Genomic DNA, 16,981 nt, shown 5'->3' on the forward strand with positions numbered 1-16,981 from the left:
TCAAATCCAGGAATGGCGAGCCGGCAAAGTGCCGTTGAGGCGATAGGCGCCGACCGCGTGATATTTCCAGCGCACCGGATCGTGCAGGGTGTGTACCCGGGCGTTGCGCCAGTGGCGGTCGAGGTTGAATTCGGCGAGGGTCGCGCGGCTGCCGGCCAGTTCGAAGAGTTTTTCGCTGGCCAGCAGCGAGATCTCGGTGGTCAGCACTTTGGCTTCGGCCACGGCAATCGAGGCGCGGGCGGCGGATTCGGCGGTCAGCGGCGCGGCGTGTACCTGATCGAGCACTTGCCCGGCCTTGCGCAGCAGCGCTTCGGCGGCGTGCAGTTCGATTTTCAGTTTGCCGATGTCGGCGATCACGTAGAGGTCATCGCTGGCCCGTTCAACTTTGGCGTCGATCCATGGCCGCGCGCGGGTTTTGACGAATTCGATGGCGTCGTCAATGGCGCCACGGGCGATCCCTGCGTCGATGGCAGCCTGGATCAGCTGGGACACGGCGCCTTGGGTGTTTGGGGTTTCGTTGATCTTCCAGTTGTCGACGACGAGGCTCGACTCGACGCGCACGTTGTTCAGCAGAATCGTGCCACTGGCGGTGGTGCGCTGACCGAAGCCCGACCAGTCATCAACGATGCGCAGCCCTGGCGTACCGCGACGGACGAAGGCCAGCACTTGCTTGCCATCATCATTGAGCGCCTTGACTGCGACCCAGTGCGCAAACAGCGCGCCGGTGGAGTAGAACTTCTGGCCACTGATCACGTAGTCATCGCCGTCGGCAGTGATTCGCGCTTTCAGTTCCAGCGTGTTTTTGGTGCCGCGCTCAGGGCCGGCATTGCCGATGCGCCAGCCTTCCAACACGCTCTGGAACAGCTGTTGTTTCTGCTCTCCGGTCGCGCTGCCGAGCACCAGATTGATGATGCCGAACTGGTTCTGCGGGATCTGTCCCAGCGCCGGATCGGCGGCGGAAATGATCGCGAAGACCTCGGCCAATGTGACGAAGGAAACCTGCGGGCCACCGTATTCGCGCGGGATGGCAATGCTGCCCAGACCGCTGCGGGTGAACTGTTCGATTTCCGACCACGGCAACTTGCGCTGGCGGTCGCGTTTGGCGGCCTGCACGCGGGCAACTTGCGCCAGCTCATGGGCGGCCTTGATGGCTTGGGCGTCGTTGCGCAAGACCTGCGCGGGCAACAACAACGGGGCGATGTCCAGATCAGACTGGACGTTTGCGTCTGCCAGACTGGACATCAGTGCCGCTCCTTGGCTGCACGCAATGCCCTGGCGATCTGCACTGGGGTGATTGTGTTCCGGACCATACTACCTACCTCACATCTCATGAAAAACGCCGCGAAAGTGCGGCGAACGAAAGAATGTCCGGTGGTCCGGTGCATATACCCTAAGCGTGTATAAATATTAAATAAACTAACTTTTAGGAATATGTATAGAAGGGGTCATGGTCTGGAGGGTTAAGTGTTTCGTTGTGAGGAGCCCTGGCTCCTCACTTCGTAGAGCGTTTCACTCTTCGTGCGATTCGGCTGCCTTGCACACTGGCTTCAACGGCACCTTCAGATAAGGATTCACACACCCGATCTTCAACGTTCGCGGCGGCGCCCAGCGCGAGTTATTGCCGACCCGGTCGAGGATGCAATAGGTCACGTCCAGCCTCAGATCCTCGCCGGCTTCGACGATGACCGCTGGCGGCACCCAGACCTGAATGGGCAGCCCGATATCCGCTGCCGTGATCGGCGCCAGATCCATGCGCACGTCGCCCCAGCGCAAAGTAATGGCGTCGTCCTCGGCCATGTTCAGGTATGGCTCGATGGTCAGCGGCACACCGCGTTTTATCTGGTTGGGGTTTACGCCCTGACGGCGGATGGTGTCGGGGATCGTCACTGGCGCCAGTTGCTGGTTTTCGTCTGCGCACACTGCCGAAGGTTGGCCACCGGGGCAATCGAGCTTGACCTGCACGCGAGTCGCCGCCGACAGCGCCGGTCCCTGGCCGACCTGCATCACCCGATAGTGGATACGCGCGGTGCCGTCGGCAATAAAACTCTCCGGCACCCGCAGTCTTACCGTTGTGCCGACGTCCTCGGCTGTCAGCACCTTTGATGCGACATAGCATTTGTTCCAGAACAGTTCGATCAGGTCGCCGCAGTCCATGTCGGGGTAGGGCGACACATCGACCAACAGGTGGGCGGCGGCAGCGAGGTTGATGCCGGTTTTTTGCGCGGGTGCCAGGGTCGGCGCTGCGAGTTCGGGGGTGTGCGAAGTGCGGGTCATCGATTTCTCTCCTTGGAGCCTTGCAGCGAAGTCCGTTTCTGGAAGAATAAAGTTGTGAATCAACTGGCAATAAAGCAATGAACATTTGTTCAAGTTATATGCGCGTCGATTTAACTAAGTAGTGCCGGTTGGCGACTAGATAAGAGTGTGCGGGGAGGGGTGTCAATAGACGCTGTTAGTTAATTCGTGAATTACGGGTTAATCAGAATTTTCCTACATTGCCGAAGCCGTATGCCTAGGTGTTATTGTGAATAAGGCCACGGAACTCAGGCTTTTTTGAAGGTTTGTGTACGGACTTATTTAAAGGCAGGCATTCAGCGTTCGGTAGGTAATAGACGAGTTTCATCTGTTGCAGAACATATATATGTAATGCATTGATTATGTTTTGTTTATATATATTGAGCGGGTTGGTGAGGGCGGGGTAAAGGTAACTTCCATCCGTGGAAGTCAGTGTGTCTACTTCTTGAAGTTCTCAGGCGTGATTCAGGAACTTGCTGAGAAATTGTTGAGTGCGTTCTTCTTTCGGGTTGGCAAACAGCGCTTTGGCTTCGCCTTGCTCGACGATCACGCCCTTGTCGAAAAACACCACACGGTTGGCAACGTCACGGGCGAAGCCCATTTCGTGAGTGACGATGACCATGGTGCGTTTCTCTTCGGCGAGACCACGGATGGTCGCCAGCACTTCGCCCACCAGTTCCGGATCGAGGGCCGAGGTCGGCTCGTCGAACAGGATCACTTCCGGCTCCATCGCCAGCGCCCGGGCAATCGCCACGCGCTGTTGCTGACCACCGGACAGACGACGCGGATAGGCGTCCTCTTTACCGGCGAGGCCGACCTTGGCCAACAGCTTCATGCCCAGGGCAATGGCTTGCTCGCGCGGCATCTTCTTGACCACGATCGGGCCTTCGATGATGTTTTCCAGGGCGGTGCGGTGGGGGAAAAGGTTGAAGTTCTGGAACACGAAGCCCACGTGCTGGCGCAGGTTGCGCACCAGGCTTTGCTGCTGGTTCAGCGGGCGGCTGGTATCGATCTCGATATCGCCGACCTTGATCCGGCCGCTGGTGGGTTCCTCAAGGAAGTTCAGGCAGCGCAGGAACGTCGTTTTCCCCGAGCCGCTGGGGCCGATGATCGCGACCACTTCGCCTTCCTTCACCTCGAGGTCGATGCCGTTAAGCACGACCTGACCCTTGAATTGCTTGGTCAGTTTTTCCACGACAATCATGGGGTCAGGACTCCTGGTCGTGCCGATTGACCCGCTCTTCCAACTTGTTCTGGAAGTGCGAAAGCACCGTGGCCAGAATCCAGTAGATCAGCGCGGCGGCAAGATACATGGTGAAGACTTCAAAAGTCCGGGCGGTAATCAGCTGCGCCTGACGGAACAGTTCCGGCACCTGAATGGTGGCGGCCAGTGCCGTGTCCTTGACCAGCGAAATGAAGCTGTTGCCCAGCGGCGGCAATGCCGTGCGCATGGCCTGCGGCAGGATGGCCCGGCGCAGGGTCTGCGCACGGGTCATGCCGATGCTCGCAGCGGCTTCCCACTGACCGCGTTCGATCGAACCGATCGCGGCGCGGAGGATTTCACAGGCGTAAGCGGCCATGTTCAGCGAGAAGCCGATAAGCGCAGCTGGCAGCGGATCAAGCTCGATTCCTAGTTGCGGGAAGCCGTAATAGATCACGAACAGCTGTACCAGTAACGGTGTCCCGCGAAAGAACGACACGTAGACGCGCGCCAGCCAGCTCACTGATTTGAAGCGCGACAGGCGCATCAGCGCCAGGCCGAAGCCCAGCAGCAAGCCGAAGAACATCCCGCCGAGACTGAGGATCACCGTGAAATACGCGCCCTTGAGCAGGAAGGGCGCGGAGTTCAGCAGCAGCTGAGTGGTTTCGGCGATTTGCTGACTCAACTGCGGGAAGTGCGCTTCGAATTGAAATCCAACTTCCATTATTTAGTGACGTCAGCGTTGAAGTACTTCGTGGACAGCTTCTCAAGGGTGCCGTCGGCACGCAGTTCGTCGAGGGCTTTATTCAGGGCTGCCAGCAATTCAGGCTCGCCTTTACGCAGGGCAATACCGGATTCCTGACGGGAGAATGCTTCACCGGCGGCTACGGTCTTCGGGGCTTTCTTGGCGTACTCAAGTGCGGCCAGACGGTCGATCAGGATGGCATCGGTACGGCCGTTGTTCAGGTCGGCGAACTTGGTCGGATCATCATCATAGGTACGCACGTCAGCACCCGGTACGTTGGCGCGGACCCACTGCTCGTAGTTGGTGCCCAGACCTACACCGACTTTCTTGCCGGACAGGTCAGCAGCGGTCTTGATGTTCAGTGCCGCTTCCTTGTTCTTCAGCACCAATGCCTGGATACCGGAGACGGTGTACGGTTCGGAGAAGTCGTACTTCTTCTTGCGCTCGTCGGAGATGGTCACCTGGTTGACCACGACGTCCAGACGCTTGGATTCCAGCGCGGCGAGAATGCCATCCCATTTGGTTGGCTGGATCTTGGCTTTGACCCCGAGTTTTTTCGCCAGCGCTTCGGAAAGCTCGACTTCGAAACCGGACAGCTTGCCGTTCTCGTCGACAAAGCTGAACGGTGGATAAGTGCCTTCCAGGCCGACGTTGATAACGCCTTTGTCCTTGATCTGTTGCAGTTGCTCACCAGCCACTGCCTGGCCAATCAGACCGGCGCTCAGCGCAAGACCCAGCGAACCGACCAGCAGATTGCGACGTAGTGCGGAAAAATTCATGACAAGCCCCTGTGTTTTCTTATGGAAGACGCTTAAGGAATGTAGGCAAATTCGTGATTTGAACGACAGCGCTATCCTGCCTTAAAGCAGCTTATGCGTCTCGCCTGAAATTCGCCTGCGGCGAGACTATAAGATGTCTGCGTTAGACGTGAAAATACTTAATATTTGAAATGTTATTCCTTGTTGGAATATTAGTCGTACCCACGCAGAGCGTGGGAACGATCTCGTCTTCCGCTTACAGGAAATCCTTATAGGCGAACAACGCCGGCGCCCCGCCGGTATGCAGGAAAATGATCGGGCCTTCATCGAAGCGTTGACGACCAATCCCGTCGAGCAACCCGGACATGGCCTTGCCGGTGTACACCGGATCAAGCAACACCGCGTCCTGACTCGCCAACAGCTTCACTGCGGACAGCGTCCCGGCATTCGGTTCGCCATAACGCGGGCCGAAGTATTCGTCCCACAATTCGACCTTGAAGCTTGCCGGCAACGCCACGCCGAGCAGATCGGCCGTGCGTTCGGCGAGGCCCTGCACTTTCGGACGCTGGGCTTCTTCACTGCGCGACACGGTCACGCCGATTACCGGCAATTGCGGCAACGCCTCACTCAACGCCAGCGCCAGACCACTGTGGGTGCCGGCGCTGCCGGAGGCCAATACAACGGCGGCGAATTCCAGGCCGGTGTCCTTGATCTGCTCGGCCAGTTCCAGACCAGCACGCACATAACCCAACGCACCAAGGGCATTGGAGCCGCCAATCGGCACCAGATACGGCTTCTTGCCGTTGCTGCGCAGGCGCACGGCGAGTGCCGCGAGTTGTTCGTCGGCGTTGTCGAGGTTGTCGACCAGTTCGACCTTGGTATCGAACAGATCCAGCAGCAGGCGATTGCCGTTGCCGGTGTAATTGCTGTCGTCGGTGCCCAGCGGATTTTCCAGCAGGGCCACGCAGCCCAGACCCAGTTTGGCTGCCAGTGCGGCGGTCTGGCGCACGTGGTTCGATTGCAGCGCACCGGCAGTGATCAGCGTGTCGGCGCCTTGCGCCAGCGCGTCGGCGGCGAGGTATTCGAGTTTGCGCAGCTTGTTGCCGCCCATGGCCAGTGGCGTCAGATCGTCGCGTTTGATGTACACGTCGCGGCCCAGCCAGGTGGACAGACGCTCGAGTTTTTCCAGTGGAGTCGGTTGGTCGAGAAGGTCGATACGGTTAAAGCGGTCAAGCTGTTGTTTGATCATGAGTCCGTACTGGCGGAGAAAGATGAAGGGACTATAGGCACGCGCTTTTGCAGGGGCAACCGCGAATCGCTTATAGCCAAATGGACTGAGCCCAGCACTATCGGTTCTTAATTCGCGCTTGGGGGCATGCCGTAAAGTAGTCGCCGTTGACGCGGCCAGACAGTCCGGCCGCCCGTGAGGAGTCTTTACCGTGAGCGAGCGTTCCAGCCATTGGCAATTGCAGACCATCGTCAGCCAACTGCGTACCGCGAGGGATCAGTGGCGTGCCCAGAATGGCCGGGCCTCCGGCGAGCAGGGTGGTCGAGAGCTGCCGTCCCGCGCCGCGATGGCGGAGATTCTCGAAGCGCTGTGTGGGGCGTTGTTTCCGATGCGCCTGGGGCCGGTGGATCTGCGCGAAGAAAGTGAAGATTTTTACGTCGGCCACACCCTCGATGTGGCGTTGAACGCCCTGTTGGCGCAGACGCGCCTGGAACTGCGCTACGTCGCCCGCCACAGCGCGCAGGACGACAGCGAAGTCGAGACGCGCGCGATCCAGATCGTGCAGGATTTTGCCTTGGCATTGCCGGGGCTGCGCACGCTGCTCGACACCGATGTGCTGGCGGCCTACCACGGCGATCCGGCGGCGCGCAGCGTCGATGAAGTGTTGCTGTGCTATCCGGGAATTCTGGCGGTGATTCACCATCGTCTGGCCCACCATTTGTATCGCGCGGGGCTGCCGTTGCTGGCACGCATCAGTGCGGAAATCGCCCACTCGGCCACCGGGATTGATATCCACCCGGGCGCGCAGATCGGCCGCAGTTTCTTTATCGATCACGGCACGGGTGTGGTGATCGGCGAGACGGCGATCATTGGCGAGCGCGTGCGGATTTACCAGGCGGTGACCTTGGGTGCCAAGCGCTTCCCGGCGGATGAAGACGGGCAGTTGCAGAAGGGCCATCCACGCCATCCGATTGTCGAGGACGATGTGGTGATTTATGCCGGGGCGACGATTCTCGGGCGGATCACCATCGGCAAGGGTTCGACCATTGGCGGCAATGTCTGGCTGACCCGCAGTGTGCCGGCGGGGTGCAATTTGACTCAGGCCAATTTGCAGCATGATGACGGCACGCAGAAGTAGGGCTTTAGAGGCTTAACCCTCACCCCAGCCCTCTCCCAGAGGGAGAGGGGGCCGATCAAGGTGTCTTGAGTCAAACATCGACCTGAAACACCAAGTCGATTATGGATTCGGTACAGCAGGATCACGTCGGCGTATCTCCCCAATATCCCCCAATCAGTCCCCTCTCCCTTTGGGAGAGGGCTAGGGTGAGGGGCTATTGAACGAATCCACTCAAACCCACGTCATACCCCTCCTTGAGCTAGCGTAGGAAAGCTACCGCTTAGCCGTGCGATTAGTCCTTGGCGCCCTATCCATGTTTAACTTGAACGTTCATTCAAGTTAAACCGGTGGTTCGCTGCCCGCTCACAACAGGAGGCTTGCCTTTGCTGAGTCCGATCATTTCAGCCACGTTTCAAACCCTCGAGGTGCATGTTTCATGAGTGCATCGTCTACCCCCGCCAGCGGCCTGGTACGCATGAATCCGCCGGTGTTCTACTTCGCCGCGACGGTCATTCTGCTGTTTGGTCTCGTGGTCATCGCCATGCCGGAACAGGCTGGTGCCTGGCTGCTGGAAGCGCAAAACTGGGCGGCCAACACGGTCGGCTGGTACTACATGCTCGCGATGACGCTGTATCTGGTCTTCGTGGTGGTCACCGCGTTATCCGGCTACGGCAAGATAAAACTCGGTGCCGACCACGACGAGCCCGAATTCAGTTATCTGTCCTGGGCCGGCATGCTCTTCGCCGCCGGGATCAGCATCACGCTGTTCTTCTTCTGCGTGTCCGAACCGCTGACCCACATGCTCCAGCCGCCGCAAGGCGAGGCCGGCACGGCGGACGCGGCGCGTCAGGCGATGCAGGTGCTGTTTCTGCACTGGGGCCTGCACGGCTGGGGCGTATTCGCTTTCGTCGGCATGGCCCTGGCGTACTTCGCCTACCGGCATAACCTGCCACTGGCCCTGCGTTCGGCGCTGTATCCGCTGATCGGCAAACGCATCAACGGCCCCATCGGCTACGCGGTGGACGGCTTCGGCATCATCGCCACGGTGTTTGGTCTTGGCGCTGACATGGGCTTCGGTGTGCTGCACCTGAACTCGGGTCTGGACTACCTGTTCGGCATCGCTCACACCCAGTGGATTCAGGTCGGCCTGATCACGCTGATGATGGGCGCGGCGATCATCGTTGCTGTATCCGGCGTCGATAAAGGCGTGCGGGTGATGTCCGACATCAACATGCTGCTGGCCTGTGCGCTGCTGCTGTTTGTGTTGTTCGCCGGCCCGACCCAGCACCTGCTCAACACCCTGATCCAGAACGTCGGCGACTACCTCGGCGCCTTGCCGATGAAGAGCTTCGACCTCTACGCCTACGACAAACCGAGTGACTGGCTCGGCGGCTGGACAGTGTTCTATTGGGCCTGGTGGATCGCATGGTCGCCGTTCGTGGGCCTGTTCATCGCACGGATTTCCCGTGGCCGAACCATCCGTGAATTCGTCTTCGGCGTGCTGCTGATCCCGCTCGGTTTCACCCTGGCGTGGATGTCGATCTTCGGCAACAGCGCTCTCGATCAAGTGCTCAATCACGGCATGAGCGCGCTCGGCATGTCGGCCATCGAAAACCCGTCGATGAGTATTTACCTGTTGCTGGAAACCTACCCCTGGAGCAAAACCGTCATCGCCGTGACGGTGTTCATCAGCTTCGTGTTCTTCGTCACCTCCGCCGACTCCGGCACGGTGGTGCTTTCGACGCTGTCGGCCAAGGGCGGCAACCCGGATGAAGACGGGCCGAAATGGCTGCGGGTGTTCTGGGGCGCAATGACCGCGCTGATCACCAGCGCGTTGCTGTTCTCCGGCAGCATCGATGCGCTGAAGTCGGCGGTCGTGCTGACCTCGTTACCGTTCTCGCTGATTCTGCTGTTGATGATGTGGGGCCTGCACAAGGCGTTCTATCTCGAGTCGCAGAAGCAGATCGCGCAACTGCATTCGCTGGCACCGGTGTCCGGTGCGCGGCGTGGCACGGGTGGTTGGCGACAGCGCCTGAGTCAGGCTGTGCACTTCCCGTCGCGTGATGAGGTGTACCGTTTCATGGACACCACCGTGCGCCCGGCGATCGAAGAAGTGACGGCGGTTTTCGTCGAGAAAGGCTTGAACGTCGTCACCCAGCCGGATCCGGCGCATGACAACGTCAGCCTGGAAATCGGTCACGGCGAGCAGCATCCGTTCATCTATCAGGTGCAGATGCGCGGCTACTTCACGCCGTCATTCGCCCGTGGTGGCATGGGCTCCAAGCAGCTCAACAACCGTCGCTATTACCGCGCCGAAGTGCATTTGAGCGAGGGCAGTCAGGACTACGATCTGGTCGGCTACACCAAGGAACAGATCATCAACGACATCCTCGACCAGTACGAACGGCACATGCAGTTCCTGCACTTGGTTCGTTGATCATGAGCTGAGCGCCGCGTCTGTTCAGGACTCGGCGCTCAGCACCATGTACAACACCATCGCCGCCAGCGGCACGCCAAATACCGCACTGCCGATTACCAGTTCCGACCCCACGGACTGGCCGGTATGCACCACGCCCACCGCGCCGTTAATCACCGTCAGCGCCAGCCATAGCGCGGCGAAGCTGTACGCCATCGTCTGGCGACTGAAGCCGATGCGCTCGCCGATGTAGAGCATCAGGGTCAGCAGAACCAGGCCGAAGAAGATGATGATGGTGGTGTGCATGGCGACGTCCTCGCGACTGCAACTTTCAGAGTTCTCGACCTAGAGTGTGGTCGAGTGAGTAGCGTCCTGCTCCGCGAAACAGGATGTACAGCGACAGAAACGCCATCAGCACCGGGTACTCGATGCCACGGTCGATCCAGGGCCACGTTGGTCCGAGAATACTGGCGATCGCCAGCATCTGGATACCCATCAGCGCCGCCAGCAGGCGCGTGCCCAGTCCCAGGGCCAGCAGCAATCCGCCGACACCTTCCAGCAGCGCCACCAGCAGGCCAATCAGGCCCGGCACAGGCAGGTGCAGGACGTTCTGGATCAGGTTGATCGACGCGGCCATCGGATCGGCCATCGAACCGTGCGATTGACCCAGCAGTTTGGGCAAGCCATGGGTCACCATGATCACACCGTACGTGGCGCGTAACAGGGCGTAGGAAACGGGTTCACCGAGGCGATAGAACGGCGCAAGGGCGGGAATAAGCAAGGTCGGGTTCTGACGCATGGGGAGCTCCGAGGCACGGGTCATCAATGATCGTTCCCACGCAGAGCATGGGAACGATCGGTGGCAGGGCAGGCATTAGCGCAGCGTCGGTTTCAGCAGGTCTTCCAGACCGATGCGGCGGAACATCTCGGCGCGTACCCGATCGGCGGGCGAGCGGGCGGTCAGTGCACCAAAACCGCTGGAGGCACCGGTAATCAGAATGACGGATTTCATGGCGTTGATCTCAGCATAGTGAGGGTGGTTTCAGGCGCGACGAGGAAGGCGTTGTTGCGCGAGGTGGGACAACCAGCCGGCGAAGGAACCGAGGGCGCCGGCGCCGCCCAGTTCAACGAAGCTTTCCAGAGAGGGTTCCAAGTGCGAGGCGAAGTAGGCGATCAGGCCGAGAAAGTAAGCGACGAGGTTGTTCATCGTCCGGGTGGCACGCAGCGACACCACGACCATTGCCACGACAAACACCACGACCGGCAGGGCAAACAGGCCCAACGTGGGCGTCAGGGCGCCGATGCTCAGCGCCGCAGCCATGCCGAAGGCGATGCCCATCAGCACACAGCCGAGGTTCACCAGGCCGTCGCGCAAGGTCAGGCCACGACTGAAGAACGCGACCCAACCGACAAACATCGCCCAGACTGGCAGGGTCAGCAACAGGCTGGAACCGGCCGCCAGTGCAGCAGTGGCGGCAGCCACCGCGGTGAACAGCGTAAACATCAGTTTCGATTGCCCGGTGTGGGCGGTATTGGCTGGATGACTCATGATTTTCTTCTCCTTTGCCCGGGTGAGGCCGCTCAGACGAGGCCGCCGTTGACGCGCAGGACTTGCCCGTTGACCCAAGCCGAATCCGGGCCGACCAGGAAGGACACGACGCGGGAAATGTCTTCTGGCTGAGCCAGGCGTTCCAGCGGAGGCATCTTGGCGAAGGTCTGAATCTGCTCTTCACTCTTGCCGTGCAGAAACAACTCAGTAGCGACCGGGCCCGGTGCCACGGCATTGACGGTGATGTTGCGTCCGCGCATTTCCTTGGCGAACACCTGGGTCAGCGACTCCACCGCTGCTTTGCTGGCGATGTACACCGCGTAACCCGGCAGGTTCATGCCGACGGTGCTGCTGGAGAAATTGATGATCCGCCCGCCACTGTTCAAGCGTGTCGCTGCTTCGCGCAGGGTATTGAAAGTGCCGCGAGCGTGGATGTTGAAGTTCTGCTCGAACAGTTCGTCGCTGTGTTGCGCCAAGGGCAACACCTTGAGGATGCCGGCGTTGTTCACCAGTACATCGATCTTGCCCAGTTGCGCCTCGGTCTCATCGAACATGCCCTGCACGTCGCCGGCATTGGCAACATCTGCCTTGACCGCCATGGCCTGATGCCCGGCCTGGCGCAACTCCACCACCAGTTTCGAGGCTTCACTGGCGCTGCTCGCATAGTTGATGGCGACGGCGAATCCTTCACTGGCCAGTTGTTTGGCGATTACCGCGCCGATGCCGCGAGAAGCACCGGTTACGAGGGCGACTTTCGAAGTTTGCTGAGTCATGGCGATGATCCTTGTGCAGGTGTTGATTGGGTGTGGAGTCAATTTCACATGTTTACTCACACCGATAAATGCACGAGAGTTGCCTTGACTGTTCAAAAATCGCCAACAATCAAAAGCCGGGGAAAGCGCCGTGGATCAAGTCAAAGCGATGAAGGTTTTCGTGCGCATATACGAGCGCAGCAGCTTCACCCTGGCGGCCGATGACCTGAACCTGCCACGGGCGACACTGACTCATACCCTCAATCAATTCGAAGCCTGGCTCGGCACTCGCTTGCTGGAGCGCAGCACGCGCAAAGTGCGGCCGACACTGGATGGCGAGGCTTACTACCAACGCTGTGTGCAATTGCTCGCGGAACTGGAGGAGGCCGAATTGGCGTTTCGCGGCGTGGCGCCAAAAGGACGGCTGCGGGTGGATCTGCACGGGACGCTGGCCAAGCATTTTGTGATCCCGGCGCTGCCGCAATTCATGGAGCGTTATCCCGACATCGAACTGTCGATCAGCGAGGCCGACCGCTTCGTCGATCTGATCGCCGAAGGCGTCGATTGCGTGCTGCGCGCCGGGACGCTTGGCGACTCCAACCTGATCGGCAAGCGAGTCGCCAACCTGCGCCAGATCACCTGCGCCAGCCCGGCTTACCTGCGTCAATACGGCGAGCCGAAGAACCTCTCTGAATTGAAAAACCATCGCGCGGTGAACTACGTCTCGCGCACCACGGCCAAGTTGTTTCCCTTCGAATTCATGGTCGACGGCGAACTGCAGGAAGTCGCCATCGATGGCGCGCTGTCGGTGTTCGGCGCCGAAATCTACGCCGCCTCAGCCATCGCCGGGCTAGGTCTGATCCAGTGCCCGCATTACCGGATGGAAACGCTGATTGCTCAGGGAGTGGTGCAGGAAATCCTCATCGACACGCCACCCCCTCCGATGCCGGTATCTGTGCTGTACCCGCACAACCGACACATGTCGCCACGAGTTCGGGTGTTTGTGGATTGGTTGGGGGAGGTGTTTGCTGACGCGGGCTAACCGCTGATCGATGAAGAAATGCACGGCTGCTCAATGCACTGATTTTTATCAGGGTGCGTATGGTGTGTATTGAAATGTCTTTGCCAGTCGTACAGTCAGCAGCCATTGCTGGCGAAAAGGGCGAAGGAGTTGCGCACTCGGGAAATGATCAGGATGATCGAAGAGGATGGTTGGTATCTGGTTGCTGTGAAAGGCAGCCACCATCAATGGAAGGATTCAGCCACATGAAATTTCCGGTCGTTCTGCACAAGGATGCCGATTCGGACTACGGAGTGATTGTCCCGGATGTACCGGGGTGCTTCTGCGCAGGCGTCACGGTAGCCGAAGCGTTGGAAAACACTGGCCCTGCATTACGAGGGATTGGCTGCTGCTGCATTGCGCGAATTGTCTACCTGACGGCGCTCCCACCGATCAGGTGCTTTCGCGTTCGATAACTGTGCATTGCAGCAGATTCAGGCGTTGCACATCGTCGCTCGGCAACACTCCAAGGCTTTCCAATACCCGCGTCGCGGCAAGCACACCGATCTCCAGCGCCGGCGGTTTGATGGTGCTCAGACTCGGCAATAGCATCTCGGCAAATGGGTAATCACCGAAGCCGAGAATGGCGCAGTCTTCGGGGATTTTAATGCCGGCACGTTGGCCCGCCAGCAGGCCGCCGGCGGCGAGGTTGTCGTTGGCGAAGATGATTGCGTCGGGGCGTGAATGGGCGTTCATCAAGGCTTCCATTGCCTGTTTGCCGGCTTCGAACGGCGCGCGGTCGGCGTCCGGGGCGAACACCCATGGTTCCAGTCCGAACTCGCGCACAGTCGCGGCATAACCGTCGCGGCGTTCCAGTGCACTGAGGTCGCCGGGCGCGCTGTTCGGTACGAAAGCGATACGTCGATAACCTTTGTCGTACAGATATCGAGCGGCGCTGACACCCACTTCAAAATGCGAAAAACCGATCTGCATCGGCTGGCGTTCCGGCTGGTAATCCCAGGTTTCAATCACCGGAATCTCCGCCTCGGCAATCATCTTTTCCGTGCCAGCGCTGTGGAAATGACTGGTCAGCACCAGTGCTCCCGGCGACCAGCCAAGAAACGCTCGCACGGCGTTTTCTTCCAGTTCGGTGCTGAAGTAACTCGACGCCAGCAGCAGCTGATAACCGTGACGGCTAAGCGTATCGCTGAAGCCCTGAATGGTGTTGGCGAAGATCGGTCCGGAGATGTTCGGAATCACCATGCCAACGATTTTCCCTCGCGCCGAAGCCAAACCACCGGCCACCAGATTCGGCACATAACCCAACTCGGCCACCACCGCAGCAATCCGCTCGCGGCGCTCCGGCGAGACTTGCTCCGGCTGATTGAAGTAACGCGACACGGTGATCGCTGAAACGCCAGCCTCTCGCGCAACCGCACTCAGGGTCACGCGTCCGGCGCCACGGCGTTTGCGGGGCTTTTCTTCGTTCATGGCGCGATCCTTCTTAAAAACCAAAACGCATATAAAAGTAATTTTTCAGTATTGGACGCTCTATGTCGGGCTTGCCAATACTGGCGATGTTAGCGCTAACAAAGCGCGATGTCTGCTACTCGCTCGAGCGAATGCCCAAGACACCGATACAGGCGCTGTCGTCGCAGAACGGCAGCGGTTCAGGGCCATTTTCGAGCGGGCAAACATGCACAACATTCCTGGGGCGACACACAAACTGGCGCAATCGATTCGCGCTGCGGGCTGGCTGTTCACGGGGCTGGCGGCGTTGCCGCTGGCCGATGCTTTCGCGGCTGAGAGCACTGGTCAGGAGCCGACACTCAAGTCCGTGACGGTCACCGCCACCCGCCGCGAAGAATCGCTACAAAAGGTGCCGGTGGCGGTGTCGGTGATCGACGGCGAACAGCTTGAACGCGACAACCGCAACGGCGTGGCGAGCATCGTCCAGCAAGTGCCGTCGCTGAATTTCCGTACCGGTGCATCGAACAAGGACACCTCACTGTTCGTGCGCGGCGTCGGCACGATTTCCACCTCGCCCGGCGTCGAGCCGACCGTGGCCACGGTGATCGACGGCGTGGTGTATGCACGTCCCGGCCAGTCCACGCTCGACCTGCTGGATCTGGAGCGCGTCGAAGTCCTGCGCGGCCCGCAAGGCACGCTGTTCGGCAAGAACGCCTCGGCCGGTGTGCTCAACATCACCAGCAAGGCGCCGACCACCAAGACCCACGGCTACATCGATCAGTCGTACTACAGCGGCAATGAGAGCCGCACCCGCTTCGGCATTGGCGGCAGCCTGATTCCGGACACGCTCAAGGGCTCGATCAGCACCTTGTTCGGCAGCTACGATGGCAACGTCGACAACCAATACAACGGTCAGGAGGTTAACGGCTACAACCATCGCGGCGTGCGCGGCAAACTCGAATTCACCCCTAACGATGACGTCACCTTCACCCTGATCGCCGATTACATGCAGTCCCACGATGACGGTCCGAATGGCGTGGTGAGCAAATCGCTGACCCCGGCCTTCGCCAATGCGCTGAGCCCGGTCAACGCCACCAGCCACAATCGCGACATCAATACCGACACCCGCAGCCACGTCGAGGACATCAACAAAGGTTTGTCCGGCCAGCTCGACTGGCAACTGGGCGATTACACCCTGACGTCGATTACCGCATGGCGTGGCTGGGATAACACTCAGTATCAGGATGGCGACCGACTCGGCACGGTGACGGCGGCGTTCCCCGGCACAGCGGACAAGGGCGATCTGGCCTTCGACCAATACTCCCAGGAGCTGCGCCTGGCCTCGCCGAAAGGCGAATTCCTCGAATACGTCGGCGGCCTGTTTTACATGCACGGCAAAGACGACGAAACCTATCAGCGCACACTGACCACCACCACGCGCACCGACCGAGGCGTTGCCGACTACAGCACCACCAGCGACAGCTACGCGGCATTCGGTGAAGCGACGTTGAACTTCACCCCGGACTTTCGCGGTATCGCCGGCCTGCGCTACACCCACGATGATCTGGAATACGATCACCGCCGCGTCTCCACCTCGGCGACCACCGTCAGCGGCATTCAACCGGCGACCAGCAGTTCCGGCTCGGTGGACGAGGACGGCTGGTCCGGTCGACTCGGCGTGCAGTACGACTTGAGCGACGCGGTCACCACGTATCTGACCTACTCGCGCGGCTACAAAGGCCCGGCCTACAACGTGTTCTTCAACATGCAGCCGCGCGACACCGAAGCGCTGAAACCGGAAACCTCCAACACTTGGGAGGCGGGGATCAAAGCCACGTCGTGGAACAATCGCCTGACCACCAACCTCGCGGTTTTCCACAGCGACTACGACAACTACCAGGCCAATTTTTTCGACACCGTCGCCGGGCAAGTGGTGACGCGCCTGATCAACGCCGGCAGCGTCAGCACAGAAGGCGTCGAACTCGATTACGCCTTGCAGGCGAGCCAGCAATTGAAATTCTCCGGCGCACTCGCCTACACCCGCGCACGCATCGACGAATTCGCCTGCCCGGCCGGCGCGGCGGCATCGTGCAACGTCAACGGCAAACCGCTGCCGTTCAGCCCGGACTGGAAAAGCTACGTGCGCGCCGACTACACCATCCCGCTCGACAACGGCCTGGATATCGAACTCGGCACTGACTACAGCTGGCAGAGCGAAGTGCAGTACGACATCAGCCAGAACGCCGACACCAAGCAAGGCGCTTACGGCCTCTGGAACGCCAGCATCGCCCTGGCCGATTACAGCAACGGCTGGCGCGTGGCCTTGCTGGGCAAGAACCTTACCGACAAGTCCTATTCGCCACTGCTGGCCAGCGGCGGCAACTACATCTATCGCGCCGTGCCACGGGATGACGAACGCTACTTCGGCGTGCAACTGCGCAAGGATTTTTAAG

General features: G+C 59.8%; 16 protein-coding genes and 2 pseudogenes. 6 read left to right on the forward strand and 12 right to left on the reverse strand.

Features of this window, described 5'->3' with window-relative positions; all coding sequences use genetic code 11:
• From ACIOVB_RS03350 to ACIOVB_RS03375, 6 genes are all read right to left on the reverse strand, one after another.
• Window positions 1-1,242, reverse strand: a complete 1,242-nt coding sequence (locus ACIOVB_RS03350) for an SfnB family sulfur acquisition oxidoreductase (protein WP_401264803.1) — start codon at window positions 1,240-1,242, stop codon at window positions 1-3.
• Between the two features lie 267 nt (window positions 1,243-1,509).
• Complete coding sequence (locus tag ACIOVB_RS03355) at window positions 1,510-2,274, reverse strand: hypothetical protein (RefSeq protein ID WP_401264805.1); 765 nt, start codon at window positions 2,272-2,274, stop codon at window positions 1,510-1,512.
• Between the two features lie 472 nt (window positions 2,275-2,746).
• Window positions 2,747-3,496, reverse strand: a complete 750-nt coding sequence (gene tcyN, locus ACIOVB_RS03360) for an L-cystine ABC transporter ATP-binding protein TcyN (protein ID WP_187679382.1) — start codon at window positions 3,494-3,496, stop codon at window positions 2,747-2,749.
• 4 nt (window positions 3,497-3,500) lie between these two features.
• Window positions 3,501-4,166, reverse strand: a complete 666-nt coding sequence (gene tcyL / locus ACIOVB_RS03365) for a cystine ABC transporter permease (RefSeq protein WP_187679423.1) — start codon at window positions 4,164-4,166, stop codon at window positions 3,501-3,503.
• A gap of 50 nt (window positions 4,167-4,216) precedes the next feature.
• Complete coding sequence (gene tcyJ, locus ACIOVB_RS03370; protein WP_187679383.1) at window positions 4,217-5,017, reverse strand: cystine ABC transporter substrate-binding protein; 801 nt, start codon at window positions 5,015-5,017, stop codon at window positions 4,217-4,219.
• Between the two features lie 235 nt (window positions 5,018-5,252).
• Window positions 5,253-6,245 carry a D-cysteine desulfhydrase gene (locus ACIOVB_RS03375; RefSeq protein ID WP_401264807.1) on the reverse strand — a complete coding sequence of 331 codons (993 nt, stop codon included), beginning with the start codon at window positions 6,243-6,245 and terminating at the stop codon, window positions 5,253-5,255.
• 190 nt (window positions 6,246-6,435) lie between these two features.
• Between ACIOVB_RS03375 and epsC the strand changes: the two genes are divergently transcribed.
• Window positions 6,436-7,362, forward strand: coding sequence for a serine O-acetyltransferase EpsC (gene epsC, locus ACIOVB_RS03380; RefSeq protein WP_187679385.1), 927 nt, complete (start codon window positions 6,436-6,438; stop codon window positions 7,360-7,362).
• Between the two features lie 454 nt (window positions 7,363-7,816).
• On the forward strand, window positions 7,817-9,778 hold the full coding sequence (betT, locus tag ACIOVB_RS03385; RefSeq protein WP_401264849.1) for a choline transporter BetT: 1,962 nt from the start codon (window positions 7,817-7,819) through the stop codon (window positions 9,776-9,778).
• Between the two features lie 24 nt (window positions 9,779-9,802).
• Here the strand turns inward: betT and ACIOVB_RS03390 are convergent, their stop codons facing one another.
• The 5 genes from ACIOVB_RS03390 to ACIOVB_RS03410 form a co-directional block, all read right to left on the reverse strand.
• Window positions 9,803-10,063: a hypothetical protein gene (locus ACIOVB_RS03390; protein ID WP_401264810.1), complete on the reverse strand. Its 261-nt coding sequence runs from the start codon at window positions 10,061-10,063 to the stop codon at window positions 9,803-9,805.
• 25 nt (window positions 10,064-10,088) lie between these two features.
• Window positions 10,089-10,556, reverse strand: coding sequence for a DoxX family protein (locus ACIOVB_RS03395; RefSeq protein WP_401264812.1), 468 nt, complete (start codon window positions 10,554-10,556; stop codon window positions 10,089-10,091).
• Between the two features lie 75 nt (window positions 10,557-10,631).
• Window positions 10,632-10,769 carry a hypothetical protein gene (locus tag ACIOVB_RS03400; protein ID WP_401264813.1) on the reverse strand — a complete coding sequence of 46 codons (138 nt, stop codon included), beginning with the start codon at window positions 10,767-10,769 and terminating at the stop codon, window positions 10,632-10,634.
• A gap of 30 nt (window positions 10,770-10,799) precedes the next feature.
• Complete coding sequence (locus ACIOVB_RS03405; RefSeq protein ID WP_401264815.1) at window positions 10,800-11,306, reverse strand: DUF1097 domain-containing protein; 507 nt, start codon at window positions 11,304-11,306, stop codon at window positions 10,800-10,802.
• A 32-nt stretch (window positions 11,307-11,338) separates the two neighbouring features.
• Window positions 11,339-12,079, reverse strand: coding sequence for an SDR family oxidoreductase (locus tag ACIOVB_RS03410; protein WP_401264816.1), 741 nt, complete (start codon window positions 12,077-12,079; stop codon window positions 11,339-11,341).
• Between the two features lie 130 nt (window positions 12,080-12,209).
• Between ACIOVB_RS03410 and ACIOVB_RS03415 the strand changes: the two genes are divergently transcribed.
• From ACIOVB_RS03415 to ACIOVB_RS03425, 3 genes and pseudogenes are all read left to right on the forward strand, one after another.
• Window positions 12,210-13,100: a LysR family transcriptional regulator gene (locus tag ACIOVB_RS03415; RefSeq protein ID WP_401264819.1), complete on the forward strand. Its 891-nt coding sequence runs from the start codon at window positions 12,210-12,212 to the stop codon at window positions 13,098-13,100.
• A 129-nt stretch (window positions 13,101-13,229) separates the two neighbouring features.
• Window positions 13,230-13,313 (forward strand): annotated as a pseudogene (locus ACIOVB_RS03420) (type II toxin-antitoxin system HicA family toxin); the annotation flags it as partial.
• Between the two features lie 11 nt (window positions 13,314-13,324).
• Window positions 13,325-13,469, forward strand: a pseudogene (locus ACIOVB_RS03425) (type II toxin-antitoxin system HicB family antitoxin); the annotation flags it as partial.
• Between the two features lie 42 nt (window positions 13,470-13,511).
• On the opposite strand, the gene ACIOVB_RS03430 reads toward ACIOVB_RS03425, so the two are convergent.
• Window positions 13,512-14,549: a LacI family DNA-binding transcriptional regulator gene (locus ACIOVB_RS03430; RefSeq protein ID WP_401264822.1), complete on the reverse strand. Its 1,038-nt coding sequence runs from the start codon at window positions 14,547-14,549 to the stop codon at window positions 13,512-13,514.
• 205 nt (window positions 14,550-14,754) lie between these two features.
• Here ACIOVB_RS03430 and ACIOVB_RS03435 point away from each other — a divergent pair, with 205 nt between their 5' ends.
• Window positions 14,755-16,980: a TonB-dependent receptor gene (locus ACIOVB_RS03435; protein WP_401264825.1), complete on the forward strand. Its 2,226-nt coding sequence runs from the start codon at window positions 14,755-14,757 to the stop codon at window positions 16,978-16,980.
• The last annotated feature ends 1 nt before the right edge of the window (window position 16,981 follow it).

This window comes from Pseudomonas sp. NPDC087639, from assembly GCF_044743385.1.
Lineage (GTDB): Bacteria > Pseudomonadota > Gammaproteobacteria > Pseudomonadales > Pseudomonadaceae > Aquipseudomonas.

Coding starts and splice junctions, on each gene's coding strand:
- ACIOVB_RS03350 (WP_401264803.1), bottom strand. CDS start 1,242: ATGTCCAGTCTGGCAGACGCAAACGTCCAGTCTGATCTGGACATCGCC.
- ACIOVB_RS03355 (WP_401264805.1), bottom strand. CDS start 2,274: ATGACCCGCACTTCGCACACCCCCGAACTCGCAGCGCCGACCCTGGCA.
- tcyN (WP_187679382.1), bottom strand. CDS start 3,496: ATGATTGTCGTGGAAAAACTGACCAAGCAATTCAAGGGTCAGGTCGTG.
- tcyJ (WP_187679383.1), bottom strand. CDS start 5,017: ATGAATTTTTCCGCACTACGTCGCAATCTGCTGGTCGGTTCGCTGGGT.
- ACIOVB_RS03375 (WP_401264807.1), bottom strand. CDS start 6,245: ATGATCAAACAACAGCTTGACCGCTTTAACCGTATCGACCTTCTCGAC.
- betT (WP_401264849.1), top strand. CDS start 7,817: ATGAATCCGCCGGTGTTCTACTTCGCCGCGACGGTCATTCTGCTGTTT.
- ACIOVB_RS03390 (WP_401264810.1), bottom strand. CDS start 10,063: ATGCACACCACCATCATCATCTTCTTCGGCCTGGTTCTGCTGACCCTG.
- ACIOVB_RS03395 (WP_401264812.1), bottom strand. CDS start 10,556: ATGCGTCAGAACCCGACCTTGCTTATTCCCGCCCTTGCGCCGTTCTAT.
- ACIOVB_RS03400 (WP_401264813.1), bottom strand. CDS start 10,769: ATGAAATCCGTCATTCTGATTACCGGTGCCTCCAGCGGTTTTGGTGCA.
- ACIOVB_RS03405 (WP_401264815.1), bottom strand. CDS start 11,306: ATGAGTCATCCAGCCAATACCGCCCACACCGGGCAATCGAAACTGATG.
- ACIOVB_RS03410 (WP_401264816.1), bottom strand. CDS start 12,079: ATGACTCAGCAAACTTCGAAAGTCGCCCTCGTAACCGGTGCTTCTCGC.
- ACIOVB_RS03430 (WP_401264822.1), bottom strand. CDS start 14,549: ATGAACGAAGAAAAGCCCCGCAAACGCCGTGGCGCCGGACGCGTGACC.
- ACIOVB_RS03435 (WP_401264825.1), top strand. CDS start 14,755: ATGCACAACATTCCTGGGGCGACACACAAACTGGCGCAATCGATTCGC.